This is a genomic window from Frateuria defendens, from assembly GCF_001182895.1.
Classification (GTDB): Bacteria; Pseudomonadota; Gammaproteobacteria; order Xanthomonadales; family Rhodanobacteraceae; genus Frateuria_B; species Frateuria_B defendens.
Genome location: NZ_LFQR01000103.1, coordinates 32,352 through 45,944 on the forward strand (window position 1 = coordinate 32,352; position 13,593 = coordinate 45,944).

Genomic DNA, 13,593 nt, shown 5'->3' on the forward strand with positions numbered 1-13,593 from the left:
GGGGAGGGAAACAGGGCAGGCCGGGCGCTCAGCGCAGCGCGAGGAAGTCTGCGCTCACCACGAAGCGCACTGCATCCAGCCGCAGCCGTGAAGAAGGCAGGGCATCGAGCAGGGCGGTGCGCTCGGCGGCGACGGCGGCGATCTCCGGCTCGCCGATCGCCGGGTTGACCTTGCCGAGCGCGATCAGTCGGGCCAGTTCCGCATCCAACTCGTCCGTGGCCTGCCGCACCGCCTCGGCGATGCGCACCTCGGCCTGCTCGCGGCCCAGCGCCTCGGCCTTCTCCAGCATCGGCGGCACCAGCTTGGCGAGGAACTTGCGGTAGCGGGCCACCTCGATGGTGCGGTCGCCGGCCTTGCGCAGGGCGATCTCGCTGGGCTCGAAATCGCGGCGCTCGGCCAGGCGCGTATCCACCGTGACGAGCAGCGGCACGGCCGGCAGGAAGCGCTCGGCGTCCAGCTGCCGGTCGGCCACGCATTCGAGCACGAACACGGCCTGCAACAGCGCACTGCGCGGCGGCAGCAGGTCGTCGACCATGAAGGCGGCGTTGCCCTGTTCGCCCGACAGCACCAGGTCGAGCGCGCCGGCCACGATGGGGTGGTCCAGCCGCAGCAGCGGCAGTTCCTCGCGCGTCAGCGCCACCTCGCGCGAGAAGGTCGCCGACAGCGGGCCCTCGGCGAAGCCGGGCAGGGCATCGGTGGAGAGGTATTGCGGGTCGAGCAGCAGCACGTTGCCGCCCAACTCTTCCGCGTGGATGCCGAACTGTTCCAGCAGGCGTTGCGCGAAGCCGTCGCGGCCGGAGTCGTGGTCTTCGGCGGCGAAGGCGCGGGCCAGCTCGTCGGCGTGCAGGTCGCGGCGGGCGGCCAGTTCCAGCAGGTGGTCGCGGCCGGCGCGGATCAGCTCGGCCAGCTCCTCGTGACCGGCGCGCGTCTCGGCGACCAGCACGTCCAGTTCCTGGTCGCGACCGTCGTCGCCGCGCGCGTGCTCGCCGGCGAGGCGGGCCAGCGCGTCGCCGTAGCGGCGCAGCAGCTCGCGGCCGTCGGCGGGGCTGTGGCGGAAGGCGTCCAGGCCCTCGTCGTACCAGCGCGCCAGCATGTGCTGGGCGCTGTTCTCCACTGCGAGCAGGTGGATGGTGATGTCGTGCGCCTGGCCGATGCGGTCGAGGCGGCCAATGCGCTGCTCGAGCAGGTCCGGGTCCAGCGGCAGGTCCCACAGCACGAGCCGGTGCGCGAACTGGAAGTTGCGGCCCTCCGAGCCGATCTCCGAGCACAGCAGCAGGCGCGCGCCGCCGGGCTGGGCGAAGAAGGCCGCGTTGCGGTCGCGCTGCACGATGCCCAGGCCCTCGTGGAAGCGCGCCACGCCGACGCCGCTCTTGGTGCGCAGCGCTTCTTCCAGCGCCAGCACCTTGGCCTGGCTGCGGCAGATCAGCAGGAACTTGTCCTGCGGATGGGCATCGAGCAGGGCCACCAGCGTGTCGACGCGCGGGTCGTCCGCATAGTCGAATTCGAGCGTGGGCGGCGGCTGCTGGATATCGGCATGGAACTCGGCCAGCAGCGCCTGGCGGCGCTCGTCGCCGACGCCGTCGGCATCGACCAGCTCGAACGACGGTACCCGCTGCGGGAAACCGCCGATGCCGGCGCGGCGGTTGCGGAACATCACGCGGCCGGTGCCGTGGCGGTCGATCAGCGCATCGACCAGGGCCTGCGCGTTGGCGGGCTCCCCGGGTGCGGCGAGGTAGGCGTCGAGCGCGGCGTCGCCGTGCACGCGGGCGGCGAGCAGGGCGCGCTGCGCCTCCTCGAGCGCGCGGCCGGAAAGCAGTGAGTCGGCGATCTGCGACAGCGCCTGGTATTCGCCCGCTTCGGCGAGGTAGGCGTCGAGGTCGTGGTAGCGCTGCGGGTCGAGCAGGCGCAGGCGGGCGAAGTGGCCGCTGCGGCCGAGCTGCTCGGGCGTGGCGGTGAGCAGGATCACGCCGGGCGTGGCGGCGGCGAGCTGCTCCACCAGCGCGTAGCGCGGGCTTGCCGCCTCCGGCGTCCAGGCCAGGTGGTGCGCCTCGTCCACCACCAGCAGATCCCACTGCGCGTCGAGCAATTGCTGCGCGCGCTTGGGCGCGTGCTCGAGGAAACCGAAGTCGGCGATCACCAACTGGTCGTCCTCGAACGGGTTGCTGCCGCCAGATTGCTCCAGCGCCTCGCAGCGCTCCTCGTCGTAGATGGCGAAGTTGAGGTTGAAGCGCCGCAGCAGCTCCACGAACCACTGGTAGACCAGCGTCTCGGGCACCAGCACCAGCGCACGCTGGGCGCGGCCGGCGGCGAGCTGGCGGGCGAGGATCATGCTCGCCTCGATGGTCTTGCCCAGGCCCACCTCGTCGGCCAGCAGCACGCGCGGCGGACGGCGCGCGGCGGCGATGCCGGCCACGCGCAGCTGGTGTGGCACCAGGCCGATGCGCGCGGCGCCCAGGCCCCAGGCCGGCGAGCGGCGGGCGTCGGCGCGGCGGCGCAGGGCGTCCAGGCGCAGCTCGAACTGCGCCACCGGATCGGTGCGCCCGCCCACCAGGCGATCGTCCGCCTGGCTCACGCTCTGCTCGTCGTCGAGCTGGCCCTCGTGCAGCTCGCGGCCTTCGCCGCGGTAGATCAGGAGATCTTCGCGCACCTCCACCTGCTCGACCAGGAAGGCGATCCCCTTGCCGGCCACGCGCTGGCCGGCGCGGAACTCGGCGCGAACCAGCGGTGCGGAATCCACCGCATAGGGACGCAGCACGCCGGCCTTGGCGAACAGCACCTGCACGCCGCGTCCTTCGACGCGCAGCACGGTGCCGAGACCGAGCTCCGGCTCGGCAGTGGAGATCCAGCGTTGACCAGGTACGTACATCGGGAACTTCGTGGCGGCGAGGACTTGCGCGGGGCGCCGATTATCCGTCGCCACCCGCAGCATGCCTAGCCTGCATCGCAAGAATCGGCGCGGACACGAGCGCGCGGCGATGCCGGACGCAGGCCGCTGCGCGCAGTCTCTGGCGGGCGTTCGAGGGATGCCGCGGGCAGCGGCGTGGTGCGTTGCCGCTTGAGCGGGTTGCGTACGCAAACGTATGTTTCGCGCTTCGACGACGCGGAGCCTGGCGATGCAGTGGTCCTCACCCGTGCTGGCGATGTGGCGGCGCCTGCGGCGCTGGCCGTGCGGCGGCTGGCTGTTCACGCGGGCGGTGTGCCTCAAGGCGCCGTACTTCGCCAGTATCGCGCCGCGCATCCTGCAACTGGAGCCGGCGCTGTGCGTGGGCACGATCCGCCGGCACCGGCGCATCACCAATCACCTGGGCACCATCCACGCCATCGCCCTGTGCAACCTCGCCGAGCTGGTCGGTGGCCTGATGACCGACGTGAGCATTCCGCCGGACATGCGCTGGATCCCGCGCGGCATGCAGGTGCGCTACTTGAAAAAGGCGCTGGGCACGCTGACGGCGACGGCGAAGCCCGCCCAGCCGTTCCGTTCGGCCGATGCGGGCTACGAGGCCGCGGTGGCGGTGACCGTGGTCGATGCGCGGGGCGAGGCGGTGTTCGACACCGTCATCGCCATGTGGGTGAGCCCGCGCCCGCGCGCGTAGGCCGGGCGTTCAACGCGCGCGGTCGATGCCACCGGCCGGCACGGCGAAGGTGCTGCGCAGGAAGTCGACGAAGGCGTGGATCGCCAGCGACGACTGCCGGTGCTGCGGGTACACGGCGTAGATGGCGGCCACCGGCGGGCGGTAGTCGTCGAGCACGGTCGCCAGCTGGCCGGCGCGCAGCGCCTCGCCCACGATGAAGGTCGGCAGGTGCACCAGGCCGAGCCCGGCGATGGCGGCGTCGCGCACCACCTCGCCGTTGTTGGCGAGCAGGCGCCCCGTTACCGGGAAGGCCTGCGTCTTGCCGTGCACGGTGAAGGGCCATTCGACGCTCTTGCCGTGGCCGTACAGCAGGCAGTCGTACTGGCGCAGTGCCTCCGGTGTGCGCGGCGCGCCCCGCCGCGCGAGGTAGTCGGGGCTGGCGCAGGTCACCACTTCCACCGGCGCGATGTTGCGCGCGATCAGCGAGGAGTCGGCCAGCGTGCCGATGCGCACCGCCATGTCGTAGCCCTCGCCGACCAGGTCCACGGTGCGGTCGTTGAGGTCCAGCTCGATGGCAACCTCCGTGTGCGCGGCCAGGAAGCGCGGGATCGCCGGGCTCAGGTGCATGGTGCCGAAGGACATCGGCGCGGACAGCCGCAGCGTGCCGCGCGGCGCCGCGTTCTGCCGGGCGATGGTCTGCTCGGCGTCTTCCACCGCCTCCAGGATCTGCCGTGCGCGCTCGTAGTAGGCGAGCCCGAGTTCGGTGGCGCGCAGCTTGCGCGTGGTGCGGTTGAGCAGCCGCACGCCGAGGCGATCCTCCAGCGCCATCACCCGCTTGCTGACGAATTGCTTGGACAGCCCCAGCCGCTCGGCGGCCGCAGTGAAGCTGGCGGCATCCAGGGTTTCCACGAACAGGCGCATGTCTTCGAGTTGGCTCATTGTCGCCTCATGGTGGACGGTGTTGCGCTTCTCAGGTGATTTTTCACTTCGAAAGGCGACATTAGCATGTGCTCCAACGGTGATCGACACGACGACCGCCGCCCTTCCCACATCGAATCAAAAGGTGCCGCCATGCAAACCCAGAACGCCTCCTCCCTCTTCGCCACCGCCGGCCGCGTGCTGCTCGCTTCGCTGTTCCTGATCAGCGGCTTCGGCAAGCTCGCCGCCCCGGGCGCCACCATCGCCTATATCGCCTCCACCGGCGCGCCGTTCCCCGCGCTGGCCTACGCCGCCGCCGTGTTCGTGGAAGTGGGCCTGAGCATCGCCCTCCTGGTCGGCTTCCGCGCCCGCATCGTGGCTGCGGCGATGGCCCTCTTCACGGTGGCCACGGCCTTCCTGTTCCACGCCCACTTCGGCGACCAGAACCAGGCCATCAACTTCTGGAAGAACATCTCCATCGCGGGCGGCCTGTTGCAGGTCGTGGCCTTCGGCGCCGGCGCCTTCAGCCTGGACGGCCGCCGCGTGAAGACCAAGACCGCGACCGCCTCGTTCGCCTGATCCGATCCCCAGCGATGCCGGCCGCCCAGGCGGCCGGCGCCCTCCCTCTCCCTCCATCGAGGAATACGCCATGTTCGACATGATCAAGGCCAATGCCCGTGGTACCGCCAATCACGGCTGGCTCTCTTCCCGCCACACCTTCTCGTTCGGCCAGTACTACAACCCGCGGCAGATCGGCTTCTCCGACCTGCGCGTGATCAACGACGACCGCGTCGCCCCCGCCCAGGGCTTCGGCCGCCACCCGCACAGCAACATGGAGATCTTCTCCTACGTGCTGGAAGGCGCGCTGGAGCACAAGGACAGCATGGGCACCGGCTCGGTGATCCGCCCCGGCGACGTGCAGATCATGAGCGCGGGCACCGGCGTCACGCACAGCGAGTTCAACCATTCGCAGAGCGATCCGGTGCACTTCCTGCAGATCTGGATCGTGCCCGGTGTGGCCGGCGCCGCGCCGCGCTACCAGCAGCACCACTTCGCGCCGGAGGAGAAGCGCGGCCGGCTGCGGCTGATCCTCTCCCCCGACGGCCAGGACGGCTCGCTGGAGATCCGCCAGGACGCGCGCGTCTACGCCGGGCTGTTCGACGGCGAGGAAAGCGCCTCGCTGACCCTGCCGGCCGGCCGCTACGCCTACGTGCACGTGGCCCGCGGCAAGGTCGAGCTCAACGGCCAGACGCTGGGCGAGGGCGACGGTGTACGCATCCGCGACGCCGACACCCTGAACTTCGCCAACGGGCAGGACGCCGAGGTGCTGGTGTTCGACCTGCGTCCGTTCGAGCTGCCGCAGATGCCGTAAAGCCGTAATGAAAACGCCGCCCGCGATCATCCGGTCGCGGGCGGCGTTCTTTTGCGTGAAGGTCGTGCTGTGCCGCTCAGGTCTCCGCCCAGCGCCGCAGCAGGTTGTGGTACACGCCCGTCAGCTGCAGCAGGGCGTCGGCATCGGCGCCCTGCGCGGTCAGGCGCTGGATCGAGGCGTCCAGCTCGAACAGCAGGCGGCGCTGGGCATCGTCGCGCACCAGGCTCTGCACCCAGAAGAACGCGGCGATGCGCGCGCCCCGCGTCACCGGCTGCACCTGGTGCAGGCTGCTGGACGGATACACGATGGCATCGCCCGCCGGCAGCTTCACCGCGTGCTCGCCGTAGAGGTCGCTGACGATCAACTCGCCGCCGTCGTAGTCCTCCGGCTCGCTCAGGAACAGCGTGCAGGACACGTCGCTGCGCAGCTGCCCGCCGCCGGCAAGCGCCATCACCGAGCCGTCGACGTGGAAGCCGTAGCGCCCGCCGCCTTCGTAGCGGTTGAAGCGCGGCGGCAGCGTATGCCGCGGCAGCACCGCCGCGTGGTAGAGCGGATGCCGGGCGAGGGCGGCCAGCACCGCCTCGCCCAACTGCTGGCGCAGGGGCGAGGCGTCGGGCAATTGCAGGTTGCGCTTCACCTTGGCGCCCTGCGGGCCCACCGTCTCGCGACCGTCGGTCCAGGTGGCGCCGTCCAGTGCCTGCCGGAACCGGGCGACCTCGTCGCGGGTCAGGACGCCGGGGATGTGCAGCAGCATGGCGCGGTTTCCGTGGGTGGTGCCGCTCTCAGAAGCGGATGTTGGCGGTGAGCATCGCCGTGCGCGGCGCGCCCGGCGTGTAGCGGTAGCCGCTCTTGTTGATGGCGGCGACGTAATCCTTGTCGAACAGGTTGTACACGTTCAACTGCAGGTCCACGTGCGGGTTGAGCGGGTAGCTGGCCATGGCGTCGAACACCCAGTAGCTCTGGACGCGGTCCGGGGTGCCGACGGCGCCGTCGGTGCCGCGCTTCATCGGGCCGTTGTAGCGGGCGCCGCCGGCCACGGTGAGCTTGAACGGCAGGCGGTAGCTGGTCCAGGCGGTGAAGGCGCGCCTGGGCGTGTAGGGCAGGTCGCCGGAGCGGTCGTTGGAAACGGCTGCGCCGTGGCTCACCGTGGCGTCCATGGTGGTGAAGCCGGCGCTGACGGCCCAGTTGTCGGTGAGCTTGCCGGCGGCGGTCAGCTCCACGCCTTTCACCTGCTGCTTGCCGACCTGGTAGTACTGCAGGTCCACCGGGTCCTGTGTCACCAGGTTGGTCACCGTGGTGCGGTACAGCGCGGCGGTGAGCAGCAGGCGTTGGTCGAACAGCTCCCACTTGGTGCCCAGCTCGGCGGTGCGCGCCTTCTGCGGCTCCAGCGCGGGGTTGTCCACGCTGTTGGCCGCGCTGCTCAGGGCCAGCGTGTTGCCGCCCGGCGGCTGCTTGGACACGGCGAAGTTCGCGTACACGCTGCCGTTCGGCGCCGGTTTGTACAGCACGCCCAGCTTCCAGTTGAAGAGGTTGTCGGAAGTGCGCGCGTCGAGTCCGCGCACCGCCGTGCCGGCGGGCCGCGTGCCGCAGGCGGGCGCGCCGCGGCCGCCGCAGACCACCATGCTGCTGAAGTCGCTGGTGTAGTGGTCCAGGCGCACGCCGGCGTTCACCTGCCAGCGCTGGCCGAACTTCAGCGTATCGAACGCATAGGCCGCCGCCGTATTGGTCTTGGCATGGCTGTAGGCACCGTTGCGGCCGTAGCTCAGTCCGGTCACATGGGAGTAGGGCGCATACAGGCTGGCGTCCGGCCAGGTGCTGCCGTTCTGGGCGGCGAGGCCGATGGTGTCGGCCGTCTCCTGCGTCAGCTCGATGCCCGAACTCAGGTTGTGCACCACCGCGCCGGTGGCGAAGTCGGCGGTGAGGTTGGTCTGGTTGGTGAGGATGCGGTTGTTCTGGTGCTTGAAGGTCGGCAGGCTGCGCGCGAGGGTCCAGGTGGACGGGTCGCCCGGGTTCGGCGTCTTCAGGTTCGCCGGGTTGGCCATGAACGCGGTCAGCAGGTAGTCCTGCCGCGTGCGGCCCCAGCGGGTGGTGTTGTGCAGGGCCAGCTTGTCGTTGAAGTCGTGCTGCACGATCACCGTCAGCATGTCCTGCGTGGCGCGGTCGTGGTCGGCCCCGGTGCCGTAGAAGTTGGTGGAATCGACCTTGCGCGCATCCGACAGCCACGGCCGAGCGGGGTCGGGGCTCCGGTAGCCGGGCAGGCCGATGGTGGGTACGCCGCCGTCGGGCACGTTGTTCTGCTTGACGTGCAGGTAGTCCACGAACACCCGCGTCGGCGTGCCCAGGCCGAAGGCCAGCGAGGGCGCGATGCCCCAGCGGTTGTTCTGCACCTTGTCGCGGCCGGGCACGCCGCTGTCCTGGCCCATCACGTTGAGGCGGAAGGCGGCGGTGTCGTCGAGCCGCTGGTTCCAGTCCGCGGTGGCGCGCTTCTGGCCGTAGCTGCCGTAGGAGAGAGAGGCCGTGCCGAAGCGGGACAGCAGCGGCTGCTTGGTCACCAGGTTGATCGCGCCGGTCGGCGCGGTGCGGCCGTACTCGGTGCCGTCCGGGCCCTTGGTCACCTCGATCTGGTCGATGTTGAAGATGTCGCGCGAGACGGTGCCCAGGTCGCGCACGCCGTCCACGAAGATGCTGCCCGAGGTGTCGAAGCCGCGCATGTAGATGCCGTCGCCGGTGGTCGTGGAGCCGTTCTCGCCGACGAAGAAGGTGCCCACGCCGGGGCTGTTGCGCAGCGCCTCGGTGAGGGTGGTGGCGCGCTGCTGGTCGATCAGGTCGCGGGTGATCACGCTGATGGTCTGCGTGGTGTCCAGCAGCGGCTGGGTGAACTTGGGCGAGGACACCTTGTCGACCCGGAAGTCGGTGCCGCGGTTGGCCTCCACCTTCACGCCGTCCAGGGTCTTGGCGTTGCTGACCTGCGGGCCAGGCCCGTCGGCGGCGCCGGCGAGGGCGGGCAGGGCCAGGGCAAGGCCGGTCAGCAGGCCGGCGGCGCGAGGGGTGGGGTGTTTGCGGCTGGTTATGAACGACATGGGATTTCCAGTGATGAGCGGGCAGGGTGGGTCAGGCCTCGGGGTCTGGCTGATGCATCCGCACGGCTCGACGGGAGGTGTTTCTTCGGTCCAAAGGGGCGCCGGTCCGCCGCTTCGGGCGACGGCCGGGAGGCCGTCGCAAGAAAGCGCGGGCGACCGTTCCGAATGTTATTTTTAATGAGAATGATTTGCAATATTGATCGATGGCGAGGAAGTCCAGCCGCCGCGGGCCGCCCCAAGGCGCGCAAAAAGAAAGCCCCGCGGCATGCGCGGGGCCTTGAAGGGTGGCGGGCTTGCGCCCGCCGGTCATGGGTGCCGAAGGGTTACCAGATCTTCACCTGCTTCTCGCCGGAGCGGACCATCGGGTCGGCCGGCTTGCACTGGAACGCGGCGGCGAAGGCTTCCATGTTCGACGGCGCGCCGATCGCGCGCAGCGAGGCCGGCGCGTGCGGGTCCACGTTGAGGTAGAGGATCGCCTGCTTCTCGCGCACGCTGCCGCGCCACACGCGGGCCCAGTTGAGGAAGAAGCGCTGGTCCTGGGTGTAGCCGCCGATCTTCTCGGACGCCTCGGCCGGGTTCTTCTTCAGTGCGGCCTGCAGCGCGTCGTAGGCCACGTTGAGGCCGCCGAGGTCGGCGATGTTCTCGCCCAGGGTCAGCTGGCCGTTGACGTGCAGGTCCGGCTTGTCCTTGATCGGGGCGTAGTCGTTGAACTGCTGCACCAGCTTGGCGGTGCGCGCCTCGAACTTGGTCTTGTCATCCTTCGTCCACCAGTCGACGTTGTTGCCCGCGCCGTCGAACTGGCTGCCTTCGTCGTCGAAGCCGTGGCTGGCCTCGTGGCCGATCACCGCGCCGATGCCGCCGTAGTTGATCGCATCGTCGCCGTCGGCGTAGAAGAACGGCGGCTGCAGGATCGCGGCCGGGAAGTTGATCGTGTTGTCGGTCGGGTTGTAGTACGCATTGACCGTCTGCGGGGTCATGCCCCACTCGAGGCGGTCGGTGGGCTTGCCGATCTTGGCGATGGTGTAGTGGTAGTTGAACTTGGAGGCGGCCTCGAGGTTGCCGTAGAAGCCGTCGGGCTTGATCGCGAGGCCCGACCAGTCGCGCCACTTGTCGGGGTAGCCGATCTTGGGCAGGAAGGTCTCCCACTTGGCGATCGCCTTGGCCTTGGTCGCCTCGCTCATCCAGTCGAGGTTCTGGATGCGCGCCTTGAGCGCGTTGCGCACGTTGTCCACCAGTTCCTGCGCGCGCTGCTTGGCCTCGGGCTTGAACACCTTGGCCACGTACAGCTCGCCCAGCGCCTCGCCCATCGAGCCGTTGACCGCGCCCAGCACGCGCTTCCAGCGCGGGCGCTGCTCGGGCTGGCCGGCGAGGGTCTTGCCGTAGAAGTCGAACTTGCTGTCCTGGAAGGCCTTGCTGAGGTACGGCGAGGCGCTGTCGATGGCGTGGAAGCGCAGGTAGGCCCGCCAGGTGGCGATCGGCGCGCTTGCCAGGAGCTTGTCGAACTCGGTGAAGAACTTCGGCTGCGACAGCGAGAAGCCCTTGTCCACCCTCACGCCCTGGACGGCGAAGAACTTCTCCCAGTTGAAGTGCGGCGTGACCTTGTCGGCCTCCTTCACCGTCACGTAGTGGTACTGGTTCTCCGGCTTGCGCAGGTCCACGCGCGAGAGCGAGGCCTTGGCCAGCTGGGTCTCGAAGTCGAGCACCGCGGCGGCCTGCTTCTTGGCGTCGGCCTCGGACAGCCCCACCAGCTGCAGCGTCTTGCCGACGTAGGCGAGGTAGGCGTCGCGCTCTTCCTTGTGCTTGGGATCGGTGTAGTACTCATTGGTCGGCAGGCCCAGGCCGCTCTGGCTGGCGTAGCCGATCTGCACCTTGGCGTCCTTGAAGTCCGGCTCGGCGTCGAAGTCGAACACGTAGGCGTCGCCCTCGTTGTAGCTCTGGGCGATGAAGCCGGCAACGTCGGCGCCGCTCTTGAGCGCGTCGATCTTGGCCAGCGCGGGCTTGATCGGGTCGAAGCCGGCCTTCTCGATGGCGTCTTCGTTCATGCCGGAGGCGTACAGCCAGCCGATCTTCTGCTCGATCGAACCGGGCTTGGCGCCGGCGGCGTCCTTGGCGGCCGCCTCGGCGAGATCGTGCTGGGTGTTGAGGCTGTTCTCGGCCAGTTGGTCGAAGGCGCCCCAGCGGGTGCGGTCGTTCGGGATCGGGTTGGCGGCGACCCACTTGGCGTTGACGAACTGGTCGAAGTCCTGGCAAGCCTCGGTCGACGCGCCCAGCTCGCCGACGTCGAACACGCTCTTGCCGGCGGCGGCCGTGGTGGCGGCCGCGGCGGGGGCGCTGCCGGCGGAGGCCGGCGCGGCCGGTTCGGCGGCCTGCTCCTGCTTGCCGCAGGCGGCGACCGCGAGCGTCATGCTCGCCGCAAGGGCAAGGGGCTTCAGGTAAGGCTTGCTCATGGACATCCCTCTGTTTTTGGTGGCCCTGGCGGGCGGGGTCGATCGGGTTCGCTGGACCGGCCCGCCTGGCGGGCGGGCACGGCCATAACGTATCAACGTAGGCCACAGGTCATGGGCCAGGCAGTGTCAGAAGTCAGGGGTGCCGGCCGGCGGCCAGGGCCAGCCAGGCCTGCGCCGCGGGCGACAGCCCGGCGTCGCGGCGCCAGGCCAGCACCATCCGCCAGCGCAGCTCGCGCCCGCTGAGCGGCAGCACCTGTACGCCGCTCAGCGAGCGGTCCTGCACGGTGAGCCGCGGCAGCAAGGCCACGCCGCCGCCGGCGGAGACCAGGGCGAGGATGAAATCCACCTGGGCGCTGCGCACCGTCTCGCGCGGGACGATGCCGCGCCGCGCGCAGGCCTCGCGGATCAGCCGGTTCAGCGCGAAGCCTTCCTCGAACAGGATCAGCGGCATGTCGGCCAGCCATTCGAGGCGGAAGGATTTGGCGCCGGGATGGGCGTGCGACTGTGGCAGCAGGGCCACCATCGGCTCGTCGCGCACGGGTTGGAAGGCGAGGCCTTCGCCGACCGGCTGCAAGGTGGCGGCCACTTCCAGTTCGCCGGCCAGCACGGCCTGCTCCAGGCGGCGACCGCCGTGCTCGACCAGCTGGATGTCGATCTGCGGATGCAGCTCGCGGTAGCGCGCGAGCAGCGGCGCGAACAGCACGCTGCTGCCCAGCGGCGGCAGGCCCAGGCGCAGCTCGCCGCGCTGGAGGCCGCGCAGCGCGTCCAGCTCCACCTTGAGCCGCCCGGCCTCCGCCTGCATCGCCAGGGCGCGGCGGTGCACGATCTCGCCTGCGGCGGTGAGCCGCACTCCGCGTGGGCCGCGTTCGAGCAGGCGTGTGCCAAGCTCTTCCTCGAGCTGGGCGATGGCCTTGCTCAGCGTGGGCTGGCTGGCGTGCGCATGTTCCGCGGCGCGGGCGAAGCCGCCGTGGCGCACCACTTCGACCAGGAAGCCCAGCGTGCGAAGGTCCATCGTGCTATGCCCATATGGAATGGATGGGATGAAAACAATTCATTTCCATCATACGACCCACGGCCCTAGTCTGTCCGCCATGAGAACTCTCCATGCCCGGATGCGCCTGCTGGCCCACCGCCGGCCCCAGGCCGCGCTGGTGCTGCAGGTGCTTCTGCTGACCCTGTTCTGGTACGCCTGCGACGCGGCGGCGCGCCGCCTGCACCTGCCGCTGCCCGGCAGCGTGCTGGCGCTTGGCCTGCTGCTGGTGCTGCTGGCCGCCCGCGTGGTGCCGGCCACCAGCCTGCGCCGCGGCGCCGACTGGCTGCTGGCCGAGATGCTGCTGTTCTTCATTCCCGCGGTGATGGCGGTGTGGCAGCACCTGGACCTGGTGCGTGCGGAGGGGCCGCGCATCCTCGCGGTGATCCTGGTCGGCACGCTGATCGTGATGGTCAGCACCGCGGTGATGGTGGACCTGGTCTGGCGCTGGCAGCGGCTGCGCCGCGAGGGGCGCACGCATGCCCGCTGAACTCGTCTCGCTGCTGTGGCTGGCCGTCACGCTGGCCGGCTACTACGCGCTCAAGCCGGTGTACCGCCGCCACCCGCGCTGGTGGACCTCGCCGCTGCTGCTGGTACCGCTGCTGCTGGTGGTGCTGGGCGTGATCTTCGGCCTCAACTACCCGGACTACATCCGCGACACGCATTGGCTGGTGCTGATGCTGGGCCCGGCCACGGTGGCCTTCGCGCTGCCGATCTGGCGCCACCGCCGGCTGATCCGCGAGAACTGGCTGCCGCTGCTGGTCGGCGTGGTCGGCGGCAGCGCGGTGGCGATGCTCAGCTGCTGGGGGCTGGCGAGCCTGGCGGGGCTGGACGAGGACGTGCGGCGCAGCCTGCTGCCGCGCTCGATCACCACGCCGCTGGCGATGCTGGTGTCGGGCGAGGTGGGCGGGGAGCCGGACCTCACCGCGCTGTTCGTGGTGATCACCGGCGTGGCCGGCATCGCGCTGGGCGAGCTGACCCTGCGCTTCCTGCCGCTGCGCTCGGCGCTGGCGCGCGGTGCGCTGTTCGGCGTGGGCGCGCACGGCGCGGGCACCGCCAAGGCCTACAGCGTGGGCAACGAGGAGGGCACCGTCTCCAGCCTGGCGATGGTGCTGGCCGGCCTGCTCAACGTGCTGCTGGCGCCGCTGCTGGCGCGCCTGCTGCACTGAGCGCG

Annotated in this window: 11 protein-coding genes; 5 read left to right on the forward strand and 6 right to left on the reverse strand. The window is 70.2% G+C overall.

Annotated elements, in window-relative coordinates:
* Nucleotides 1-28: 28 nt before the first annotated feature.
* Nucleotides 29-2,866 (reverse strand): RNA polymerase-associated protein RapA, encoded by a 2,838-nt coding sequence (gene rapA / locus ACH65_RS14030; protein ID WP_049623232.1) that lies wholly within the window; start codon nt 2,864-2,866, stop codon nt 29-31.
* Between the two features lie 247 nt (nt 2,867-3,113).
* Between rapA and ACH65_RS14035 the strand changes: the two genes are divergently transcribed.
* On the forward strand, nt 3,114-3,593 hold the full coding sequence (locus ACH65_RS14035) for a hotdog fold domain-containing protein (RefSeq protein WP_049623233.1): 480 nt from the start codon (nt 3,114-3,116) through the stop codon (nt 3,591-3,593).
* A 9-nt stretch (nt 3,594-3,602) separates the two neighbouring features.
* Here ACH65_RS14035 and ACH65_RS14040 read toward each other — a convergent pair whose 3' ends face one another.
* Complete coding sequence (locus ACH65_RS14040) at nt 3,603-4,511, reverse strand: LysR family transcriptional regulator (protein WP_049623234.1); 909 nt, start codon at nt 4,509-4,511, stop codon at nt 3,603-3,605.
* 132 nt (nt 4,512-4,643) lie between these two features.
* Between ACH65_RS14040 and ACH65_RS14045 the strand changes: the two genes are divergently transcribed.
* Both ACH65_RS14045 and ACH65_RS14050 read left to right on the forward strand, forming a co-directional pair.
* Nucleotides 4,644-5,069, forward strand: coding sequence for a DoxX family protein (locus tag ACH65_RS14045; protein ID WP_049623235.1), 426 nt, complete (start codon nt 4,644-4,646; stop codon nt 5,067-5,069).
* Between the two features lie 70 nt (nt 5,070-5,139).
* On the forward strand, nt 5,140-5,862 hold the full coding sequence (locus tag ACH65_RS14050) for a pirin family protein (RefSeq protein WP_049623236.1): 723 nt from the start codon (nt 5,140-5,142) through the stop codon (nt 5,860-5,862).
* Between the two features lie 76 nt (nt 5,863-5,938).
* Here ACH65_RS14050 and ACH65_RS14055 read toward each other — a convergent pair whose 3' ends face one another.
* From ACH65_RS14055 to ACH65_RS14070, 4 genes are all read right to left on the reverse strand, one after another.
* A complete protein-coding gene (locus ACH65_RS14055) occupies nt 5,939-6,616 on the reverse strand; it encodes a Fe2+-dependent dioxygenase (protein ID WP_049623237.1) in 678 nt (225 codons plus the stop codon).
* Nucleotides 6,617-6,644: 28 nt separating this feature from the next.
* Nucleotides 6,645-8,942: a catecholate siderophore receptor Fiu gene (locus tag ACH65_RS14060; RefSeq protein WP_049623238.1), complete on the reverse strand. Its 2,298-nt coding sequence runs from the start codon at nt 8,940-8,942 to the stop codon at nt 6,645-6,647.
* A gap of 323 nt (nt 8,943-9,265) precedes the next feature.
* Complete coding sequence (locus ACH65_RS14065) at nt 9,266-11,389, reverse strand: M13 family metallopeptidase (protein WP_049623239.1); 2,124 nt, start codon at nt 11,387-11,389, stop codon at nt 9,266-9,268.
* A gap of 133 nt (nt 11,390-11,522) precedes the next feature.
* On the reverse strand, nt 11,523-12,401 hold the full coding sequence (locus ACH65_RS14070) for a LysR family transcriptional regulator (protein ID WP_049623240.1): 879 nt from the start codon (nt 12,399-12,401) through the stop codon (nt 11,523-11,525).
* A 79-nt stretch (nt 12,402-12,480) separates the two neighbouring features.
* Between ACH65_RS14070 and ACH65_RS14075 the strand changes: the two genes are divergently transcribed.
* A complete protein-coding gene (locus ACH65_RS14075) occupies nt 12,481-12,909 on the forward strand; it encodes a CidA/LrgA family protein (RefSeq protein ID WP_202594215.1) in 429 nt (142 codons plus the stop codon).
* On the forward strand, nt 12,899-13,588 hold the full coding sequence (locus ACH65_RS14080; protein ID WP_049623242.1) for an LrgB family protein: 690 nt from the start codon (nt 12,899-12,901) through the stop codon (nt 13,586-13,588). Before ACH65_RS14075 ends, ACH65_RS14080 begins: the two co-directional genes overlap by 11 nt.
* The last annotated feature ends 5 nt before the right edge of the window (nt 13,589-13,593 follow it).

Excerpts from the sequence above, each read along its gene's own strand:
- ACH65_RS14035 (WP_049623233.1), top strand. The coding sequence starts at position 3,114 with ATGCAGTGGTCCTCACCCGTGCTGGCGATGTGGCGGCGCCTGCGGCGC.
- ACH65_RS14045 (WP_049623235.1), top strand. The coding sequence starts at position 4,644 with ATGCAAACCCAGAACGCCTCCTCCCTCTTCGCCACCGCCGGCCGCGTG.
- ACH65_RS14070 (WP_049623240.1), bottom strand. The coding sequence starts at position 12,401 with ATGGACCTTCGCACGCTGGGCTTCCTGGTCGAAGTGGTGCGCCACGGC.
- ACH65_RS14060 (WP_049623238.1), bottom strand. The coding sequence starts at position 8,942 with ATGTCGTTCATAACCAGCCGCAAACACCCCACCCCTCGCGCCGCCGGC.
- ACH65_RS14080 (WP_049623242.1), top strand. The coding sequence starts at position 12,899 with ATGCCCGCTGAACTCGTCTCGCTGCTGTGGCTGGCCGTCACGCTGGCC.
- ACH65_RS14040 (WP_049623234.1), bottom strand. The coding sequence starts at position 4,511 with ATGAGCCAACTCGAAGACATGCGCCTGTTCGTGGAAACCCTGGATGCC.
- ACH65_RS14050 (WP_049623236.1), top strand. The coding sequence starts at position 5,140 with ATGTTCGACATGATCAAGGCCAATGCCCGTGGTACCGCCAATCACGGC.
- ACH65_RS14055 (WP_049623237.1), bottom strand. The coding sequence starts at position 6,616 with ATGCTGCTGCACATCCCCGGCGTCCTGACCCGCGACGAGGTCGCCCGG.
- ACH65_RS14075 (WP_202594215.1), top strand. The coding sequence starts at position 12,481 with ATGAGAACTCTCCATGCCCGGATGCGCCTGCTGGCCCACCGCCGGCCC.
- rapA (WP_049623232.1), bottom strand. The coding sequence starts at position 2,866 with ATGTACGTACCTGGTCAACGCTGGATCTCCACTGCCGAGCCGGAGCTC.
- ACH65_RS14065 (WP_049623239.1), bottom strand. The coding sequence starts at position 11,389 with ATGAGCAAGCCTTACCTGAAGCCCCTTGCCCTTGCGGCGAGCATGACG.